The sequence below is a fragment of the Lysinibacillus telephonicus genome, from assembly GCF_039654155.1.
In the GTDB taxonomy this organism is placed as follows: domain Bacteria; phylum Bacillota; class Bacilli; order Bacillales_A; family Planococcaceae; genus Ureibacillus; species Ureibacillus telephonicus.
In genome coordinates this window covers 428871-449401 of record NZ_CP155468.1, presented here as the reverse complement: position 1 = coordinate 449401, position 20531 = coordinate 428871, and the positions used below count along the sequence as shown (strand labels likewise).

The following is a 20531-nucleotide window of genomic DNA, read 5'->3' as shown; positions in this document are numbered from 1 at the left end:
TTCAAACATCCCTGCATATCATTCAACTATTTACATTGACTTTGCCATAACAATTTCAACTCACCAATGGACAAAACTTCACTTCATAAGGGAAATTTAGTAAGATTAAAACTATCTTTTATACGTCAATTCGTATTGATTTGTACGATGCTGTCTAACTCAAGCGATGGGAGGATAGATTTCAAATGGACGAGGCAAATCAAAGCTACTTGCATCCCGACTTCCAGAAAGAAGTGGAAAGATTACAATTTACAAAACAATATATGGATGAAATACTTGAAGCTTCTCAACGTGATTTAAGAGCAGTGCAAGAAAAAATCAAAGAATCTATGGCAAACCTTGAATATATTGATTCAAGTGATAGTTATATCAATATATTAACTAACTCCAGATTTTTTGAATTGGCATTAAATCAAAAGGAAAGTCTTGAAGCAGTAAAGAAAAAACCTTATTTTGCCAGGATTCATTTTCAACGTAAAGGTGAAGCAGAGGAACTTTTGTATATTGGCAAGACCTCTTTATTTCACAACGAAACATTTGAGCCCATTATTGTCGACTGGCGTTCCCCTGTCGCAAATGTTTACTATGATGGACGGCTTGGAGAAATAACGTATCAGGTACGAGATGAAGAATATTCTGGCCATTTATTTTCCAAACGGCAATATAAAATTGAAGATGGTCAGCTACTAAGCTTTCAAGATGTAGACTTAACAACAAATGATGAATTACTTCAAGATGCACTTTCTGGCAAGGCTGATGTTCGATTAACGGAAATTGTGGCTACTATTCAAAAAGAACAAAATGAAATTATTCGAGCACACCTGCGTCAGCCAATCTTAGTCCAAGGTGCTGCTGGCAGCGGAAAAACGACCATTGCTCTTCACAGAATTTCTTACTTTCTTTATACAATGGGTGAACACTTTAACCCTGAGCAGCTCATGATTTTAGCTCCGAACAAACTATTTATTGATTATATTGGAGATGTGTTGCCAGAACTTGGTGTCGAGCATATATGTCAAACTACTTATTCGGAGTATGTCCAAAAAGCGACGGGTATTAAATTAAAGCTTCAAAATCCAAATGAGCAATTAGAAGAGCTTGTGGAAGGAGCAATCGATGCCCTGCCCTCCTTTAATATTTCTAAAATTAAAGGCTCGCTGCTTTACCGTGATATTTTAGATCGTTATATTAAATTGCACGAGCAAAATTTAGCTAGTTTATTTGACGAAGATGTGTATATTGAAAAATACCGAATAATGCGAGGAAGCCATTTAAAAAAGCTTTTCTTAACTGAATTTGCCTATATGCCAATTGAAAAACGGCTTGAACGGATAAAGAAGGTTGTTCAAACAGAGGTAAAAAGAAAGTCAAAAGCAGTTCTCTCTACATTAAACGCACGATATGAAGAAATGATAGGGAAAGCGTTAAGTGGGCTTCGAGATCCAGAAAAACGACGTCAAACAGTAACAAAATTTATAGATGAACGCGACGAACGTATTCCAAAAATAAAAGAACAATCTAAATCTGCTGCAACAGCTTATATGCGCCGTTTTGAAAAAGTAAAAATTAAGCCTATGTATCGAAAATTAGTAACAGATCGCCTGCTTTTAAGAGAACTTGCTCCGGAATGGACATTTGAAGAGCAAGAAAAATTTATTCGAGCCCATGCAAAGGAACAATGGGTATTAGAAGATTTAGCTGCACTTTATTATTTACATGCGAAAATTAAAGGTATTGCTGATCAATTTAAAATGCGTGTTGTTTTTATCGATGAAGTGCAAGATTATAGCTTATTCCAGCTTGCTGCATTAAAAGCAGGACTAGAAACAGATATGTTTACAATGGTTGGCGATTTGGCCCAAGGAATTCATAGCTACCGCTCTTTAACAGAATGGTCTCCAGTTCTTGAGTTATTTCCGCGCGCTAATTATTTCACTTTGCAAAAAAGCTATCGAACAACAATCGAAATTATGGAAATCGCCAACAAAATTTTAGCAAAGATGGATGAGGATCTACCATTGGTGGAACCAGTTGTTCGTCATGGGAATAATCCTACTTTTATTAAATGCAATGAATTTAATGTTGAAAGAATTCAAACCATTTACAATCGGATAAAGCAAAACGGTCACAAATCCATTGCCCTTATTTGTAAAACAACAAAAGAAGCTACAGACTATACAAAATTATTAACTAACTCTGGGATAGATGCTCAAATGCTATCTGAAGAATCCGAGCTAAAAGGTTCCAGTCTTCTCGTAGTACCAAGTCATTTGGCAAAAGGATTGGAGTTTGATGCTGTTATTTTAGCTGCTTTTGACATCCCCTACTTTGATACAAGGATCGATCGAAAATTGCTATATGTAGCCTTAACTCGAGCTATGCACGAGTTGTATCTAGTTGGACCTAATGAGGATGTATTTTTACTCGATAGTGTATTAAAGATGTCGGAAAACAGCTAACTTTAGAAAACAATAAAGCTGCTCTGGCTATTTAAAACAGCACAGAACAGCTTTATTTTCTAGGTGGAATGCGTATAAAACCACGTTTCTTTTCAATTTTACTTGCAGCGATTTTTCTAATGGCTCGCCACAGTGATTCCTTCGCTTTAACTTTAAATTCTTTTGATTGTGGCAACGCGGGTATTCTCATACAATCACTCCTTTTATTTTAGTATATTAAAATAAAGGAAATTTATTCTTTAGGCATTAAAGGAAATATTGCAATCTCCTTATACTTAGGTGAACTTTCAACGTGCGATTCATAAAGAGCGATTTCACTAACAGTAAATGAAAATAGTTTTCCCTCATTTGTTCTTATTAAAGTTAGATTATCTTGGTGAAAAGGTTGTTCACTTTTCCATTTTCTTGCAAGTGTAATATGTGGCCGAAATGGCTTTTTATCTAATTCAAAGCCCATTTTTACACAGCTTTCATAGACTTTCTTTTGTAATTCCATTAATACTTCGGATTTCTGAACATCAGTCCAAAATATTCGTGGACTCTTCGCCGCACCAAATGTACCAATTTCGTTTAAAGTCAGTGTAAAGGAATTTTCCCCAGCTAAAACTTCTTTGATTTTCTCAATTGAATTTTTGAGCATGGACTCTTCTACAAACCCTAAAAATGCAAGTGTAATATGATAATCTTCAGGATGAACCCATTTTTTAAATGGGAAAGCTTCTTTATTGATTTCAACCCACTCATTAAGAAAAGATTTCACTTCACCCGGTAATTTTACTGCAAAGAAATAATGATTTTTTAGCGCCATTTCCCCATCCCCCTAAACTTTATTTAAAGTTAAATTCTTTATTCTGCTGTTACTTTTATTATGATTCGCATTTGAAGTGATATTATCCATCAATCAATTTTAACCCAATAACTGAAATTAAAATGATTGAAATAAACAATATTCTTTTCCAGTCCTTTGACTCGCCATAAAAAATCATGCCAATAAATGTACCGCCTACTACGCCAATTCCTGTCCAAATAGCGTAGGCTGTTCCCATTGATATAAAATTCATAGAATATTGAAGAAGAAATAGGCTTGCACAAAAACTAAGAATTAAAAGTACAAACGGTTTCCAGTTTCGGCTAATACTTAACTGGTTCATCATCGCAACCCCAAATGTTTCAAATATTCCTGCTGTAATTAAAGCAACCCACTCCACTAATGTTCAGCCCCTTTATCATCTACATTATCTGTAACTAACTTTAGTCCAATAACTCCAACTAACAACAATACAATTAATAAAATTTTAATAAGATTAAATTGTTCGCCAAAAAATAAAATTTCTGAAATAACCGCACCTGCTGTACCTAGCCCAACAAAGACGGCATAAACTGTACCAGTTGGTAATTGTTGTGTTGCTGTAATTAAAAAATAGTTGCAGATAACAATTGCAATGATTGTGCCTGCCCATGACCAGAAGTCAAATGCATTAGCTAATCCAATAACCCAAAACACTTCAAATAATGCTGCTAAAAATACCTTCAACCAGTGTTTATTCATTTAAACTTGATCCTCCTCTATTACAACAATAAAAGCGCACGCGCTCTGCATCTATCACTATTGCTTTCGATGCAGAATAAATTTGCTTAGCCCCAAGTCGGTGAAAACGCCACATCGTGTGGCATCACCGACATGACTCACATCGTGTGAGCCCCAAGCGTTGGCCGACAAAAATGCCACATCGCATGTCTTGTCTGCACTTGCACATCCCTGAGGAGGGCCCGAAGCTCGAAGCTTTTCCAGCTTTCGACCGAGGGGCAGACCGCGACCTCAAGGGGCTGGTGGCTTGCGCTAGACATTTTATTCATAAATCAAATTTAATAATTTCCTTACGAATAAAAAAAACCTAAGAGATTACATGAATCTCCCAGGCTTTTATCCTTCCGTGGCACGGTCATACTGCTTATTTATAGTATCCCTTAAGTTAAATAAAAAATGCAGAAATTATTGCCGTGAGTTTTCTCTCGGACCAGACCTATTAAATAGCGGAACCCTAGAAAACATTTACTAATCAATTGTCTTGTATTATGTCACAACTAAATAAAATGTTCAAGCTGAGTTTGCTATTTTTTGCGTAACGCTAGTAATATCAACGATTCAGTTAACTCCATCTACTTTGTAAAACAGAGAAGGTAATATTATTATAGCCCTGAAATAGAGGGGTATATTTTGAATGCGCAAAGATAAATGATATATTTTTAGAAACAACAGTTGCTTTTAACGAGTACATAATCATACTTTTTTCTTGAATATTAAAACGCTATACAAGGAGGCGTGAAATGGCAAAGGATAATCAAAGTGATTTTGAACCGATTAGCGAAGAAGAATTAATCGAGCTAGTACTCGAAGAGCAAAAAAAGGCATTAGAAAAGGAACGTCAAGAACGGTTAATGGGTGTCAAACCGACTAAGAAGAAAATGCGTCAATCCACTCGCCTGGTTGCTTGGATAATGGCTGGCATGCTAATGTTTAGTACATTTGCAGTAATTTTTGAAATATACTCGATTCCAGCTATAGAGTTTTTAAAAACATCTGCTTCTCTTTCTGGACAAGATGATATTAAAGCATACAAAAAGGCAGTTGTTGAAGTAAAAACTAATAGTGGCAAAGGAACAGGTTTTACTATATCAAGTGATGGATACATAATAACGAATGAACATGTAATTGAGGATGCCCTTACTGTAACTATTACCTTTCCTGATGATGGAATATTTAAAGGAGAAGTAGTAAAAAGTTTTCCTGACATTGATTTAGCTATCCTAAAGGTTGAGGGAGAAGATCTCCCTTATTTAGAATTAGCTGATTCATACGAACCCACAAAAAATGAAGCCATTTATTTTATTGGCAATCCACTTTATTTTTCTGGAATTGCAAATGAGGGTGAGATTATAGATTATACATTGCTGTCTGACTGGGAAGAACAAGTTATTATGTTAGACGCCCCAGTTTATCGAGGAAATAGTGGAAGCCCTGTTATTAACGATGAAGGAAAAGTTATTGGTATTATTTTTGCCACAATAAAAGACAATCAATATGGGCATGTCGGTTTATTTGTACCTATTAATTTATTACAGCAACAGCTCGACTTCCTAAAATAAAGGGCTACTTATCAAGTTAATTGAAACACCATATATAACTAAAATATGGAGACATTATTTTTTTGGCCTCTAAGTTTTCGCGATATTTATACTAAATCACCTACACCTATAAGATGAAGGTGATTTTTTATTTCATACGAAAATACAAGTAAATTTATTTATTATAAATAAACAATCATGAGTTTTTTACACCCAACCCTGGCATGAAAATAAGTACCTTCGGTTCATAATGGTAATGACACAAACAGGATGTAAGACGTGGCTTTTTTTGGTGGCTTTGACCCTGTAAAATAAACTGTTTGAGTGAATTTGGTGTTCAACCCTTTGTTAGCTCCACTTGATAGTAGGATGACTACGTACAGAAAAATGCTTATCTTCAAATTCACTCACTGTTTGTGATCTTAATGAATCGGAGTGATTTCATGGAAGTATTTATTGAGAAGTGTGCAGGTTTAGACGTACATTCAGAAACGATTGTAGCTTGTGTTATTAAAGGTAATCATGAAGACGAAATGTATATAGAGACCGAAACATTTCCAACACTCACAAAAGATTTATTTAGGCTTTTAAAATGGTTAGAGGGACATGAAGTTACACATATTGCAATGGAAAGTACGGGTGTGTATTGGAAACCTGTATTTAACATCTTAGAAGATTTCTTTGATATCACGTTAGCTAATGCCCAGCGAATTAAAAATGTACCCGGAAGAAAAACAGATGTTTCAGATGCAGAATGGATAGCGAAGTTATTACGTCATGGTTTGATAGAAAAGAGCTTTGTTCCCCCTGTAAATATTCGTGAACTCCGAGATTTAACGAGACTACGTAAAAAGTGGATTAGTCATTTAGTTTCAGAGAAAAATCGAATCCAAAAGGTATTAGAATGTTCAAATGTCAAACTAAGTACAGTAATCTCGGATGTATTTGGTGTATCAGGTCGAAAACTATTAAATCGATTAATTGAACAAGGCTATGTCGACGAAACGGATGTAGAAAAAGATATTCATGGGAAGTTGATTCCGAAAAAGCAATGGATTACAGATTCCTTATTTGGAACAATAAATGAGCATCAAATCTTCTTGATTCGTCAGTCCTGGCAACATATTCAATACTTAGAAACCTTAATTTCAGAAATCGAAGAACGGGTGGATCAACTACTTCAAAATTATCAAGAAGAACTACAGTTGTTAATTACCATACCAGGAATAAGTAAAGATACTGCAGCTGTAATTATTGCAGAAATAGGAGTAGAAATGGAACAGTTCCCGACATCTCAACATCTTGCATCATGGGCAGGAGTTTCACCAGGGAATCACGAAAGTGCTGGGAAAAGGAAGAGTACACGTACAGTGAAAGGAAATCCTCATATAAAATCCGCTATGTGTGAAGCAGCGTGGGCTGTTTCAAGAAGTCGAAATCGATGGCTGGCAAACAAATATTGGTCATTAGCAGCACGAAGAGGAAAGAAAAAAGCACTCGTTGCGATCTCGCATCGAATGCTTCGGGTTATTTACTCCATGTTATTAAACAAGGAGCCTTATAAAGAACCCCAAATGTCATAACTTAACCAAAACCAAAAAGTAATATACAAAGTTACCCCACAACAGGTAGCTCTGCTTTCTTATTGGCTTTTTTCGGTCAATTTAAGAATAAACATATTTGATTAATAGTATTCAAAGACCGAAGGGATTAATTATTTTCACAGAAAAAAGGCTTCGCCATTACGAAACCCAAATGTATGTAATCCTTCTATCTTTTAATCATAATAACGATTGTCCACATAATTGCTGAATACTGAATGGATTCTATTACCGAACCATCATATAGAATAAAAAATGACGCTAGAAAGATGCAAATGTATAAAAAAATTGCTTGGATGAATTTCAATTTCTCAACTCCAATTAATATCTATTTTTAAAAAGCAAACTTTAATCATTACATCTTATTATCCAACTTACTAGATTATGAAATTTATTCTTTGTACAAACTTATCGCAAATAAAAACACTAGAAAGGAAAAGTATCCTTCTAGTGTTTTTAATCTAATTACATTAATTCCTTTGCAAGCAATCGATATACATTTAATCGAACTTCTTGTGAATGTGGTATCGTGCAAATCATCGCTTCATCAAAGCCATATGTTTCTTGTTCAGCTAAAAGCCTTTCAGCTACTTCCTTAGCTGAGCCAACGAAATGTTGATTTCTACTTTCTTCAATCCACATACGATCCATTTCAGTTAAAGGATAGTCCTTTGCTTCTTCTGGAGTTAATCTAGGTTGATCAATTTGCCCTCTCATAAATAAAAGACGTGCTATATCAGCAGGTTTCCCTTCGTACTCTGCTTCTTCTCTTGTATCTGCTACCGTTACAAAATATGAAACAATAATTTCAGATTTTTCCATAAAAGCAGATGGAACAAAATTCTCTCGGTATGCATCAAATACTCTTTTATTCATATTGCCATTAAAGAATTGAGCGTAAGAATATCCTAACCCCATACGCCCAGCCTGGATGGCACTGTTTCCACTTGACCCTAGCAGCCAACTCTGAGGCAATACAATATTGGAAGGTGATGCAATTACTCTGTTATAGTATGGAATTTGAGGTGCCTCATCATTTATTAAATGTAATGCCGCTTCTAATTTCCCGTATAAATTATTTACATCTGGCTGTCGACCTTCAGACAAAGCAAAAATAGATAGATTATCGCCACCGGGAGCTCTCCCTGCCCCAAAGTCAATCCGTCCAGGAGCTAATGCACTTAATGTTTTAAACACTTCTGCAATTTTATACGGTGAATAGTGCATTATCATAGTGCCACCTGTTCCAACACGAATACGGCTAGTTTTCGCAGCAATATATGCTGCTGTAATTTCAGGAGCTGAGCTTGCAAACCCTTTTGTATTATGATGCTCCGCCATCCAAATACGTTCATACCCTAGTTCTTCTGCTAAAATTGCCAATTCTACAGCTTTTATTAGGGCATCTGGCGCAGTATTTCCCTTTGTAATCGGTGCTTGATCCAATACGCTTAGCTTCATTTATGCATGGCTCCCTTCAAAATTAGTATTACCAGTTTAGTTTTACCCAACAGCATCTAAATGCATTGACTGAATTTCATTGTAACGAAATTAATGGTTTAAAATCTATTTACTTGCTCTATGAAATTGTCGACTACTTCCTTGTCTTAAAGCAGGTGCTATAATTTTAATGACTAAAAACGACACTCTCACATTATTTCTATAATTTTATCGTAAACTGGATTGATAAAAAATTCGTCATTGATGTTTATTACATTTGCTCTTGATTGACCATTTTAAAATAAGAAGCTTTAGTTTTATTATCTTAATAAAAAAGTTAATTCTCTCTTTTATTCGACACCTTTATATTTCACAATAGTTAAATTGTAAATGTGATTGACAAAAAACTTCCATTTTCCCTAATATAAAAAAGTGTAAATATATTATTTATTCTAGCAAAATCTCCAATTTAAATTATAGTCATATACTAGTAAAATTAATTCCCTTAATCGACATCATCATTTTCTTACGATATTTTTACCGTAAATAAGGTTGACAAAACTTCCGACCTTATATAGCTTAATATCCTTGTTAATAACCCACTTTTAATCTCACTACTATAAATAATTGTTTATAAGAAAAACGTTTTATTAATCACAACAAACGACAACATTATTTGTTGCAAACCATCCAAATGTCAACGTAATTGACAAAAATTCTAACACTCCAATTTGTTGTTTCAACCTTTAACGACCTTTCAAAATCTTTTCTACTGCATTATTCTTATAAATTAGAATACTTTTTTCATACTTCCATATCCCGACACTTTTAATGATGAAATTATTTATATTACAATCTCAATTATTTTATTTTTTGGAATAAGATGTATAAAATTAAATTAGTATTCCTATTTTCATTACAGTAGACTTTAACAAGACACGGCTGAATAATAAACTTACAAGATTAACTTGATGAAATAAAAACTTTGGAAAGAAGGTAGTTATTTATGTCAAACAAAGTTCAGCTTGGAAAATCAGAATTATATGTAAATCCTATTGGCTTAGGAGCAAATGCTGTAGGTGGACATAACCTATACCCCAATTTGGATGAAGAAGTAGGTAAAGATTTAGTTCGTACTGCCATTAATAATGGAATTAACTTTATTGATACTGCTTTTAGTTATGGGCCTGAACGCTCAGAAGAATTAATTGCCGAAGTGGTAAAAGAAAGTGGAAAGCGCAATGAGCTTGTTATCGCAACTAAAGTAGCTCAAAAATTTATTGATGGTAAAACGATTTTTGATAATTCACCATCCTTCCTACGTAATGAAGTTGAAAAAAGCCTAAAACGCCTTCAAACTGATTATATTGATTTACTATATATCCACTACCCAGATGAAGAAACACCAAAGGATGAAGCAGTGGGTGCGTTAAAACAATTAAAAGACGAAGGTAAGATCCGTGCAATTGGCGTATCTAATTTCTCACCAGAACAACTAAAGGAAGCTAACAAAGATGGCTATGTTGATGTAGTACAAGGCGAATATAATTTATTTAGCCGTTCAGCTGAAATCAACTATTTCCCTTATACAACTGAAAAACAAATTGCGTTTATTCCATATTTCCCATTAGCTTCTGGTCTTCTTACTGGCAAATATACAAAGGAATCTACTTTTAACGATTTACGTAATAAACTCTCTTACTTCCAAGAAGATGTATATACTCAAAATCTTGAAAAAGTAGAAAAACTACGTAGTATTGCCAATAATAAAGGAGTAGAAGTATCACATATTGTTCTAGCATGGTACTTAACTCAGGAAGCAATTACGGCAGTAATACCTGGAGCAAAAAATTCAGACCAAGTGCTTAATAACTTAAAAACACTGGATGTTCGTTTAAATAACGATGAAATTAAAACGATTGATCAGATATTCAAAGCTTAATCATTATAAACAGTGCCCCACTAAGAAATTTCTTAGTGGGGCACTGTTTCTTATTCTAAGTTAGAGTGTAGGTAAAACTACAAATAAGAAGTATACCGCAACTCCTAAGAAGAGAAGAACACCAATAATCGTTGTAACTACTCCAGTTACTTTAACCCATCTTTTGTTTGTAACGTTGCTTACTAAAAACTCTGCTAAACCTAAGGTCATTAAAGCAATGGAGAGTGTTAATAATCCAAGTAACAACATTGTTTACTCACCTCCTCCCATTCTCACATTATGTAAATAGAAAAAAGGAGTGTAAGGAAAGAGACCAGAAAAAATAGAAAAATTTATTATCAATGCTCACTAATCAATAACTGCCACACAGAAGTTGATACTTTTTATTCTATTAATTATTGGTTTCAAGCATTAGGAAGCTCGTTTATTTTCAATAGATTAAAAATGAATAAAAAGGCTGTACTATAAAGGCCTTAGCCTTATTAGTACAACCTTTTAGATTTAATCAAGTGGTTCTAATCGACGTTCAATTTCTACTCTTCGTTCTTCTAAAAAAGGAGGCAGATCCAGCGTTTCACCTAATGTTTCTATATCCGCATCTACTGTAAAGCCAGGTGCATCAGTTGCAATTTCAAATAAGATTCCATTAGACTCTCGGAAATAGAGACTTTTAAAATAAAAGCGATCCACAATCCCTGAAGAATGAAATCCCCTTTCCTTTATCTTTTCATTCCAGTAGTTTAATTCTTCATCATCTTTGGCGCGTAACGCTAGATGATGTATACTTCCGCGACCTGGTCTTTCACTTGGTCCATCCATTTCTTTTACAAGTATTTCGCCAAAGCCTTGTCCTTTAATTGATTGAAAAACTATATGTTCTGCTGAACGTTCCTTTACAACAAACTCGAGAACTTCAGTTAATGTTTTCTCTAATTTACTAGAATTCTTTACCGTTATTTCAATAGTGCCCATCCCTAAGATTTGATGTTCACTCGGTACGTTGGAATTAGTCCAAGAAGTCCAAAATTCTGGAATCACTTCCCCATTGTTGTTCAGTAAAATTAATCGCAGACCTTCTGGATCTTCAAACGGAAGCGCCTCTCTTCCTGCATATCTTATAATTTCATCATGTTTTACATTTAGTTCTTCAAAACGATTTTTCCAATAAAGCATGCTTTCTTTAGAAGAAACTAAAAGCCCGATTTGAGTAATCGCATTCGTTCCACGATATGTTCTCCCAACCATCGGAATTTCAAAAAATGTTAAACCTGTCCCTGGACTTCCTGCTAAATCACCGAAAAATAAGTGATACATAGATGGATCATCTTGATTTACCGACTTCTTTACTCTGCGTAATCCTAGTATATTCTTATAGAATTCATCATTTTTCTTTGCATTTTTTGTAATCATCGATATATGGTGATGGCCTAATATTTTTCTCATCTTAATTCCACCTCTCTATCACCTACTATTGTTGCAATCATTATATCTCGAATTCGAGATAATTTCAAATATAAAAACAAAAGGATGGATAATCTATTTGAAGCCCTCCATTTAACTAGTATGATTTTTAACACAAATATCCAATTCTTTTAAGTTTTTTCTTTGATTAATTAGTTGTAGCTCTTTTCAATAGTAAAAAAGCATGACCATAATTAAAATGGCCATGCACAATTTTAAAATATATAACTAATTAATAATCCAACAGATAGCAATAGCGAAAATAATGTATTTGTAATTGCTGTAGACTTCATTGCAATTCTCATATATTGAGGCTCCACTTCACCTCTTTTGAAACCTTGAATTGCGGATATTGGTTTTTTTACACTTAGCAATACAAGCAACACCCAAAAACTAATCGGCGTTACAAAAACAAGCACTACTATCCATAAATAAGAAACTATAAAGGCAATAGCTAATGCAATTACTGCTTTCTCTCGTCCTAGAAGAATTGGAAGTGTTTTTCTTCCACCTTTCGTATCTTCCTCAATATCACGAATATTATTTGACATATTAATAGCACCAACTAATATCCCAACTGGTATTGAAAGCAGTATTGATAATAATGTAACTGTATTTGTTTGAATAAAGGTAGAAATTAATACAAAGCCTGTCCCCATTAATGCCCCTGAGAATAACTCGCCAAAAGGTGTATACGCAATTGGAATTGGACCACCTGTATATAAATAACCAACAGCCATACCGAATAATCCTATTACCACCAACCACCAGCTGCTATTCATACAGATATATACACCGATAAACGCAGCAATTACGTATAAAAGACCTGCAACAGTCAACACGTTTTTAGGTTTTAATCCGTGGCGGACAATCCCGCCTCCTATACCAACAGACTCAGCAGTATCCAGTCCGCGCTTAAAATCATAATATTCATTAAATAAATTCGTCGCGATTTGTAAACATAAACAAGCTAACATCATCGCAATAAATAATAGCCAGTTAATCTGAGTTTCATAAAGTGCTATTACAGTTCCTAAAATAACAGGCGCAAACGTCGCTGTTAATGTATGTGGCCGAGTCATTTTCCACATTAATTTTGCGGAACTCATTTGTTTTTGATTTTCCATGAATCTGTTCAACTTCCCTACTATTATAAGTTTTAAATGGTTTCGTTTTTACTCACATTCAATTATTATATCAAATTTATTAAGAAAAGCGGAAGGGCCTTGCTTAGTTCTGATGCCTTATACAGCATACTTAAGGAATGCACCTTTCTTCTTAATCTAAAAAACCCACAAATCCTTTAAGATTTGTGGGTTCCATTATCTATTCACCACTATAAACAAAATAATCAACCTGCATCGACTTTATAAATCCAGCTTTTTCATAAACTGCAAGCGCTTTTTCATTGTCAATTTCAACATCAAGCATTACAACTTTTTCACCATTTCTTAAAGCAAAATCTTTAACCCAATTTAACAAGGCCGTTCCAACACCTAACCCTTGTTTAGATGGATGAACTGCTAATGCGGTAATCCATTGTACTTTCCCTTCTTTTGCAGAAGTAACTGTTCCGGCTACTTCATCATTAAGCATTGCAACCCATAAAACTCTATCATCTGTCGTAGTATTATATGAGATTAACTCTATCGCTTCTTCTCTTAAATCACCGAAAGCTTCACAAAAAATTTCAATTAAACAATCTTTATCTGATGCTTCCATATAAGGTCGAATATAAATATGGTCGTTCAGCTTCATTTCTTCTGATTTTGCTTCAAATGTTGCTTCTGAAAAGCTATATGAATATCCGTATTTTTCAATGAATTTTCTTCTGGCCTTATCATTTTCTATTACTAGCGCTAGTTCTCCTTCCGCACCTCGTTTATGCAGGCCATCACCTAACACCTTTAACAGTGCCTCATCAATGCCAATTTGGCGATACATTGGCGATACTAATATAGACCATTCATATGTATTCAATCCCATTTGGTCTGTAGCACTTGCAACTCCGACAAGCTGATTTTGTTCTTCATCGTAGGCAAGAACAAAAAAACCTCTTATATTTGTACTCATTGATTCATATAAATTTAAAACTGAACTGTAATTGTATTTATCTGCTATAAAAGCATCCTCACATAACTTTTTAATTTCTTTAAATGTCTCTTCATCAATTGGAAAGGATGCAGTCATGATTGAAAAATTCATTTAGGTTAATCTCCGATTCTGATAAATGTTTTCTTCATTTTAGTAAAACTAATATGCTGTATCAAGATATAGTCGGTAATTTCATATAATTACCTAGCTATAAAATGCCAGATTGTTTTAGCATATTAGCATAAATGCCATCTTGTTCCAGCAGTTGCCGCTGAGTACCGGCCTCAACAAGTTTACCTTCCTTCATCACAAAAACAACATCTGCATTACGAACAGTATTTAAACGATGAGCAATAACAAAACTTGTTCGCCCTTCCATCAATGCATCTAACGCCTGCTGTATCTTTTCTTCTGTTACTGTGTCGATGCTGCTTGTTGCTTCATCCAATAATAAAATAACTGGATCAGCCACAAATGCTCGTGCAATAGATAATAATTGCTTTTGGCCTTGAGAAAGTTCACTTCCATCTGAGGTTAAAATCGTATTATAGCCATTTGGAAGCTTCATTATAAAACTATGGGCGTTTGCTTTTTTTGCAGCCTCTTCTATTTCTTCATTGGTAGCATTGAGTCTGCCATAGCGAATATTTTCGTATACACTCGATTCAAAAAGGAACGAGTCTTGTAAAACGAACGCAATTTGACTGCGCAGCGTCTTTCTTTTTAAGTCACGCACGTTTAAACCATCAAATAATATTTCACCATGTTGTACATCGTAAAATCTAGAAATCAATTGCATTATCGTCGTTTTTCCTGCTCCAGTTGCTCCAACTAAAGCAGCCGTTTGCCCAGGTAATACGTGAAAACTTACATCCTTTAATGTATAAGCCTGTTCCTCTAATTCATATTTAAAAGAAACATTGCGAAATTCCACTTCTCCTAGCAGCTTATGAGTTTCTTTCACTCTGCCATTATCTTCTTCTACTGGTTCATCCATAATTGAAAACACGCGCTCCGCACCTGCTATTGCGGATAAGACCGTATTCATTTGGTTTGCCAAATCATTCAGCGGACGTGTAAATTGACGAGAGTACTCCGTAAATATAATGATTGTACCAATTGAGGCTAATCCTTTATAAGCTAATAAGCCACCGATGCCCGCAACTATTGCAAAGCTTATATTATTTAAAAAGTTCATAACCTTTGGGATATACCCAGAATAAGTTAAAGCCCAAAATCCTGTTCTACGTAAATTGGCACTTTTTTCGCGAAATTCACTTTTTACATTTTCCTCTTGTGAAAATGCTTTGACAATTCGCTGACCGGAAATAGTTTCTTCAATCATTCCATTTAGTGCACCAAGTGCTGCTTGCTGCTCCTTAAATAATTTACTCGTTCTTTTCGTAATCCAACGGGTTGCAGTAAACATAAGAGGAATAATTATCATCGTTAACAAGGTTAATAATGGGCTTAAGGAAACCATAACGATAATGGTGCCTATCAATGTTAAAACACTTGAAAACACCTGTATAAATGAGCTATTTAAGGTAGAACTGACCGTTTCAATATCGTTTGTAGCACGACTCATTAATTCCCCGTGTTGACGCTTATCAAAAAATGAAACAGGCAGTTTCAATAAGTGATTAAAAACGTCAGTACGCATTCGATAAATAACCTGTCCTGCAATGCCAATCATCCAATAATTCTGGAAAAATAATGACAATGCTAATATTAAATAAATAAAAATTAATGCCAAAATTAACGAAAACATTCCTTCAAAGTTTCCCATTACGACATACTCATCAATCATATAGCCAATTAAATAAGGTCCCAAAAGCGACATTCCAGAACTTATGACAACAAGTAATAAAACAATAATCAACAAGGCACGTTGTTCATCAACAATTTTCCAAATACGACGCAGTGTATTTTTCCAATCACTAGCACGTGGGCCCTTCTTTTTACTACTGGGTCTTTTTAAATCTTCCTTTGTTAATACAGGCTCGTATCCAAAAGGCTTCCGAATGAAATTCATCACTTTTCACCTACCTGTTCTTGTTGTGACAGCACAATCCGTTTGTATTGTTCGTTCGTTTCAAGCAACTCTTGATGAGGACCAAAAGCAATAACACGCCCTTCATCTAATAGCAGAATCTTATCCATCCCTTTAGCAGTTCGAATTTTTTGCGTCACAACAAGCATCGTTGCACTTTCATTCTTCATCGCTTCCCAAAATGCTGATTCTGTTTTTACATCCAATGCGCTTGTACTATCGTCTAAAATTAAAACTTGAGCTTTACGTATTAAGGCCCGGGCAACTGATAGACGTTGCTTTTGACCACCTGATAAATTAACACCTTTTTGCCCAACACGTGTATCAAATTGATTTGGGAAGTTTTCTATTGTTTCAAGGATTTGGGCTTTCGTTGAGGCATCCTTTACTTCCCCTGCCAATGCGTCACGTTTTCCCCAGCTAATATTGTTATAGATCGACCCTGTGAATAACATGGATTGCTGTGGAACAAAACCAATTACTGCTCTTAACTCCTTTAATTCTAATTCTTTTATATTACAATCGTTTATATCGATAGCACCTGAAGTAGGTTCATAAAATCTTGGAATGAGATTTAATAAAGTCGATTTTCCTGAACCCGTCGCTCCCATAATTCCAATCTTTTCTCCACAGTGAATTGTAAAAGAAACATCATCTAATACTAGTTTTTCTGTATTAGGATATATAAATGTAACATGATCAAATCGAATTGATCGTATTTTGCTTAGAACGGAATTCTGTGAATTTGCAAGCTCGGTTTCAATGTCTTTTTCAATGATAAGAATTTCTTCCATTCGTTCTGCAGAGGCTTTTGCACGCGAAAATGAGTTAATAATAAACGCAAACATAGAAAATGAACCTGTTATTCGCATTGCATAATTGACAACCGCAACAAGCTCACCAACATTTGCATTACCATTTCCAACTTCTACTGAACCAAACCATAAAGCAGCAAGCAAACTCATATTCATAATAAATAGCAAAATAGGCATGATAAGCTCCATCACACGCAAAGCTTTCATTGTATTTATTTTTAATTGATCGGCTGTTTCCTCAAAGCGTTTCTCTTCATAATTGTTGCGCATATATGCTTTCACTAATCGAATGGCTTGAAGGTTCTCTTGCAGTACACGATTTACTCGATCTAATTTTCGCTGTACTTGTGCAAAAAAACGAACACCCTTCTTCACGATTACATATAAAAAAATAACTAGGATTGGTGTTCCTATCATTAAGAATAGAGCCATCGTGGGATTTACAATAAACGCCATAATAATGCTGCCAACTGCTGAAAGAGGAGCACGCAGCATAATTCGTAAGCTCATAAATAAAACCGTTTGTACTTGTTGTACATCACTTGTTAATCGTGTAATTAATCCTGAAGTAGGAAACCGTAAATACGTCGCCATTGAAAACGACTGAATTTTGCTAAATAGAGCGTTGCGAATATCAAATGAAAAGCTTTGGGCAACATGAGAAGAAAAGTAGGAATTGACAATACCACTTAGGAAAGCAATAAAAGCCAATCCTGCCAGTATAATTCCCCAGTAACCAATCGTTTCCAAGTTTTTCATTACAATTCCGTCATCAATAATTTTTGCAATAATTATAGGCTGGACAAGTTCTACTGATAATTCAATAAGCATTAAACATAGTGCGACAATTGCCGGCCATTTATATGGCTTAATGTAAGAAAATATAGTTTTCACAAACACACCCCTAAAACTCTTTCCAATATTCTATTTATATAATTTTCCTTTTTATTTACAATTTGTTCACATTTTTTTAGTTTTAATTTTATTTTACTTACTTTATTTTGTTCGTAGATAAGCATCTATATATAATAAAATTAAATAGCAAATTTTTTTCAACTCACGTCTAGTAAGTAATTTAGTTGCCTTTAAGACTAACTCATAATTAATTAGACCAGCTCGGTAAAACGCATAATTTTTAAATTTTAATCCTACAATACTACCTAAATGGAGGAGTTATTAAAAGTAATCCGAAAAAGGAACTAATACTATGTAGATATAATCCAATCATTATTCCGTAAATATTTTATTTTAAATTGATATTTTTTTAGGAATTTCACCCTACATTTAGGACTTTACTCCTTTATTATTTTCACATCAAAATATTACAAATATATTAATAATGACTCTCAACTGGAAAAACTTTATAATAACAGTATAAAAATAACAAGGAGACGGAAACTAATGAGCCCTAATCAAAAAAATTACTATTTTAATGAAGAACTAGCAACATTAGCTCCTTTTCCATCCTTTGCACTTAATCGGAATGGACAAGTAGTTATTTGGAACGATTTAAGTAAAAGGTATTTTGGATACTCCATTGATGACTTTAGTGAAATTTCTACTATTAAGGATAGTTTACTATCAACATTTTCAGATCAATCCTGGCACAGATTATTACATAGAAAAGAGTTGCTTCGTTTTGAAAATGTACAGCTACTAACAAAGGAAGATACTATTATTCAAGGAACACTAATTGTGACACCTTGCTTTGTAGAGGGTGAACCATGCATATTAGTAACTTGCTTAATTGACGAATTTTTTAAACGACTAGATGATACAACTCAAGAATTAAATGATTTAAAAAACGGTCTGCTTTCTACATTTATGATGGTCACTCTTGATTCAGAAGGATTCATCATTAACTGTAATCAACCATTTTTAAAAACAAGTCACTGGACACCAAAACGCGTTCTTGGGAAAACTTTCTGGCAATTGTTCCCTGAAACAGAAGAAAGTTTAAAAGTAACAGAAACTATATGGAGAACGCTTAATTCAGGACAAACTTGGCAAGGCGAAGTAAAGAAAGTAACAAAAGACGGCTTGCTTTACTGGGTACATTTAACTGCCATCCCTACCTATTCACAAAGTGAACAAAGCTATCGCTATATCTTAATTGAAAAAGATATTACACACGAAAAAGAGTTGCAGCTTCAACTCGAAAAGATTGCCTACATTGATACAGAAACTGGATTAATGAATGTCCATCGACTTGAAAACGTTGTAACAGAAATGATTGAGGATGAACGCCATTTTTCATTTGTCTATTTAAGTATAGATAAATACTATACGTTGAAAGAGCTGCATAACAATCAAGTGAAAAACAATTTAATTGTTGAATTTACAAAACGAATGAAAATATATTTCCAAGATAGTTATATGGCGCGAATCAATGAAAATGACTTTGTAGTTATTACACCACTTGGCGAATGGTTTATTCAAGGATTTTTAACATACTTAAAACAAAATCCTATTTACGATGGAAATACAGCTGTACCCATCTCTATTAGTGGTGGTATTACCCGTTCACCGCAAGATCAATCGAATTTTGCTCAGTTAATGAAAGCTTCTCTTGCTACTATTTCAAATGTTCGAGAAGCTGGCGGCGATAATATCGGTTCATTATCAAATGCTACACATAAGGCAATTAATCGAAAATCAATTATTGAAAAGCGATTATTGCTTGCACTTGATCAACAAGATTTAAAGGTGCTCTATCAACCTTTAGTTAATATTCATACAGGAAAAATTATCGCCGCTGAAGCGCTTGTTCGTTGGGAGGATGAGGAAATCGGTGTTGTTTCACCTGATGAGCTAATCCCAATTGCAGAGGAAACTGGTCTAATAAATAATATTGGTTCCTTTATGATTGAGGAGGCATGTAAACAAGCTGCAGAGTGGCAAAAAGAAGGATTTGATTTAAAAGTAAGCATTAACTTGTCTGTGCGGGAATTCCGCGATAAAAATATGGCAAAATCAATTTTAAATATATTATCAAAAACAAATTGTCCAGCAAACTTAATTCAAATTGAAATAACTGAAAAATTTGCACTAGAAGCTGAGGCAGAGACGTCAATTATCAAACAAATGCGCAAGCTAGAAAGCGAAGGAATTGTTTTTGTTCTCGATGATTTTGGTACAGGTTATGCATCTTTCCGTTACATGCAGCTATTGCCGATTGAAATTTTAAAAATTGACCAAATGTTTGTTGCTTCTTTATTGCAATCAGAAAAAACACAGCGCCTTATTAATGGCATGGTTCAGTTTGGAAAATCAATGAACTTAACAGTACTGGCAGAAGGTGTTGAAACGAATGAGCAGCGCGAGTTGTTAAAGGATTATGGCTGCGACGCAATTCAAGGCTTCTTAATTAGTAAGCCTGTTACAGAAAGTGAAATTAGTAAACTTTTGAAAAATGAGAAATAATATTGAACAATTATTTTAAGAAGGAAATCGCCTCCTCAACAACTATAAGTAGTATTTATTTTGTATAGATAAAGGGGCTATAAGAGAAACTTTCTCTTGATAGCCCCTTACCTTTTG

General features: G+C 34.4%; 16 protein-coding genes and 1 riboswitch. Of the genes, 5 read left to right on the top strand and 11 right to left on the bottom strand.

The annotated features are described in order from the left end of the window. Positions 1 to 185 precede the first annotated feature (185 nt). The gene (gene helD, locus MKY04_RS02110; protein ID WP_126294665.1) at positions 186 to 2459 is read left to right on the top strand and encodes an RNA polymerase recycling motor HelD; all 2274 of its coding nucleotides are present in this window, start codon (positions 186 to 188) and stop codon (positions 2457 to 2459) included. Positions 2460 to 2511: 52 nt separating this feature from the next. Here helD and MKY04_RS02105 read toward each other — a convergent pair whose 3' ends face one another. The 4 genes from MKY04_RS02105 to MKY04_RS02090 all read right to left on the bottom strand — a co-directional run bounded on the left by MKY04_RS02105 (position 2512) and on the right by MKY04_RS02090 (position 4008). Next, positions 2512 to 2649, bottom strand: coding sequence for a hypothetical protein (locus MKY04_RS02105; protein ID WP_185807738.1), 138 nt, complete (start codon positions 2647 to 2649; stop codon positions 2512 to 2514). Between the two features lie 42 nt (positions 2650 to 2691). Beyond that, positions 2692 to 3267, bottom strand: coding sequence for an RNA 2',3'-cyclic phosphodiesterase (gene thpR / locus MKY04_RS02100; RefSeq protein WP_126294664.1), 576 nt, complete (start codon positions 3265 to 3267; stop codon positions 2692 to 2694). 82 nt (positions 3268 to 3349) lie between these two features. Beyond that, a complete protein-coding gene (locus MKY04_RS02095) occupies positions 3350 to 3667 on the bottom strand; it encodes a DMT family transporter (protein WP_126294663.1) in 318 nt (105 codons plus the stop codon). Next, positions 3667 to 4008, bottom strand: a complete 342-nt coding sequence (locus MKY04_RS02090; RefSeq protein ID WP_126294662.1) for a DMT family transporter — start codon at positions 4006 to 4008, stop codon at positions 3667 to 3669. The genes MKY04_RS02095 and MKY04_RS02090 overlap by 1 nt, the downstream gene beginning before the upstream one ends. A 362-nt stretch (positions 4009 to 4370) precedes the next feature. Then, positions 4371 to 4516: riboswitch (guanidine-I (ykkC/yxkD leader) on the bottom strand. A gap of 271 nt (positions 4517 to 4787) precedes the next feature. On the opposite strand from MKY04_RS02090, the gene MKY04_RS02085 reads away from it, so the two are divergent. Together MKY04_RS02085 and MKY04_RS02080 are read left to right on the top strand one after the other, a co-directional pair. Further along, positions 4788 to 5606, top strand: a complete 819-nt coding sequence (locus tag MKY04_RS02085; RefSeq protein WP_126294661.1) for a S1C family serine protease — start codon at positions 4788 to 4790, stop codon at positions 5604 to 5606. A 422-nt stretch (positions 5607 to 6028) separates the two neighbouring features. Continuing rightward, positions 6029 to 7168, top strand: coding sequence for an IS110 family transposase (locus MKY04_RS02080; RefSeq protein ID WP_346234614.1), 1140 nt, complete (start codon positions 6029 to 6031; stop codon positions 7166 to 7168). 483 nt (positions 7169 to 7651) lie between these two features. Here MKY04_RS02080 and MKY04_RS02075 read toward each other — a convergent pair whose 3' ends face one another. Beyond that, complete coding sequence (locus MKY04_RS02075; protein WP_346235238.1) at positions 7652 to 8647, bottom strand: LLM class flavin-dependent oxidoreductase; 996 nt, start codon at positions 8645 to 8647, stop codon at positions 7652 to 7654. 985 nt (positions 8648 to 9632) lie between these two features. Between MKY04_RS02075 and MKY04_RS02070 the strand changes: the two genes are divergently transcribed. Next, positions 9633 to 10568, top strand: a complete 936-nt coding sequence (locus tag MKY04_RS02070; RefSeq protein WP_126294659.1) for an aldo/keto reductase — start codon at positions 9633 to 9635, stop codon at positions 10566 to 10568. 60 nt (positions 10569 to 10628) lie between these two features. Here MKY04_RS02070 and MKY04_RS02065 read toward each other — a convergent pair whose 3' ends face one another. The 6 genes from MKY04_RS02065 to MKY04_RS02040 form a co-directional block, all read right to left on the bottom strand. Continuing rightward, positions 10629 to 10817 carry a hypothetical protein gene (locus MKY04_RS02065; RefSeq protein WP_346235237.1) on the bottom strand — a complete coding sequence of 63 codons (189 nt, stop codon included), beginning with the start codon at positions 10815 to 10817 and terminating at the stop codon, positions 10629 to 10631. Between the two features lie 252 nt (positions 10818 to 11069). Next, on the bottom strand, positions 11070 to 12011 hold the full coding sequence (locus MKY04_RS02060; RefSeq protein ID WP_346235236.1) for a ring-cleaving dioxygenase: 942 nt from the start codon (positions 12009 to 12011) through the stop codon (positions 11070 to 11072). A 233-nt stretch (positions 12012 to 12244) separates the two neighbouring features. Continuing rightward, positions 12245 to 13156, bottom strand: coding sequence for a 1,4-dihydroxy-2-naphthoate polyprenyltransferase (locus tag MKY04_RS02055; RefSeq protein WP_126294656.1), 912 nt, complete (start codon positions 13154 to 13156; stop codon positions 12245 to 12247). Between the two features lie 199 nt (positions 13157 to 13355). Then, positions 13356 to 14234 carry a GNAT family N-acetyltransferase gene (locus MKY04_RS02050; RefSeq protein WP_126295033.1) on the bottom strand — a complete coding sequence of 293 codons (879 nt, stop codon included), beginning with the start codon at positions 14232 to 14234 and terminating at the stop codon, positions 13356 to 13358. A 97-nt stretch (positions 14235 to 14331) separates the two neighbouring features. Continuing rightward, entirely contained in the window at positions 14332 to 16158 is a 1827-nt protein-coding gene (locus MKY04_RS02045; RefSeq protein WP_126295031.1) for an ABC transporter ATP-binding protein, read from the bottom strand. Then, on the bottom strand, positions 16158 to 17885 hold the full coding sequence (locus MKY04_RS02040; protein ID WP_126295029.1) for an ABC transporter ATP-binding protein: 1728 nt from the start codon (positions 17883 to 17885) through the stop codon (positions 16158 to 16160). Before MKY04_RS02040 ends, MKY04_RS02045 begins: the two co-directional genes overlap by 1 nt. Positions 17886 to 18392: 507 nt before the next feature. On the opposite strand from MKY04_RS02040, the gene MKY04_RS02035 reads away from it, so the two are divergent. Continuing rightward, positions 18393 to 20414 carry an EAL domain-containing protein gene (locus MKY04_RS02035; RefSeq protein ID WP_346235235.1) on the top strand — a complete coding sequence of 674 codons (2022 nt, stop codon included), beginning with the start codon at positions 18393 to 18395 and terminating at the stop codon, positions 20412 to 20414. Positions 20415 to 20531: the final 117 nt, after the last annotated feature.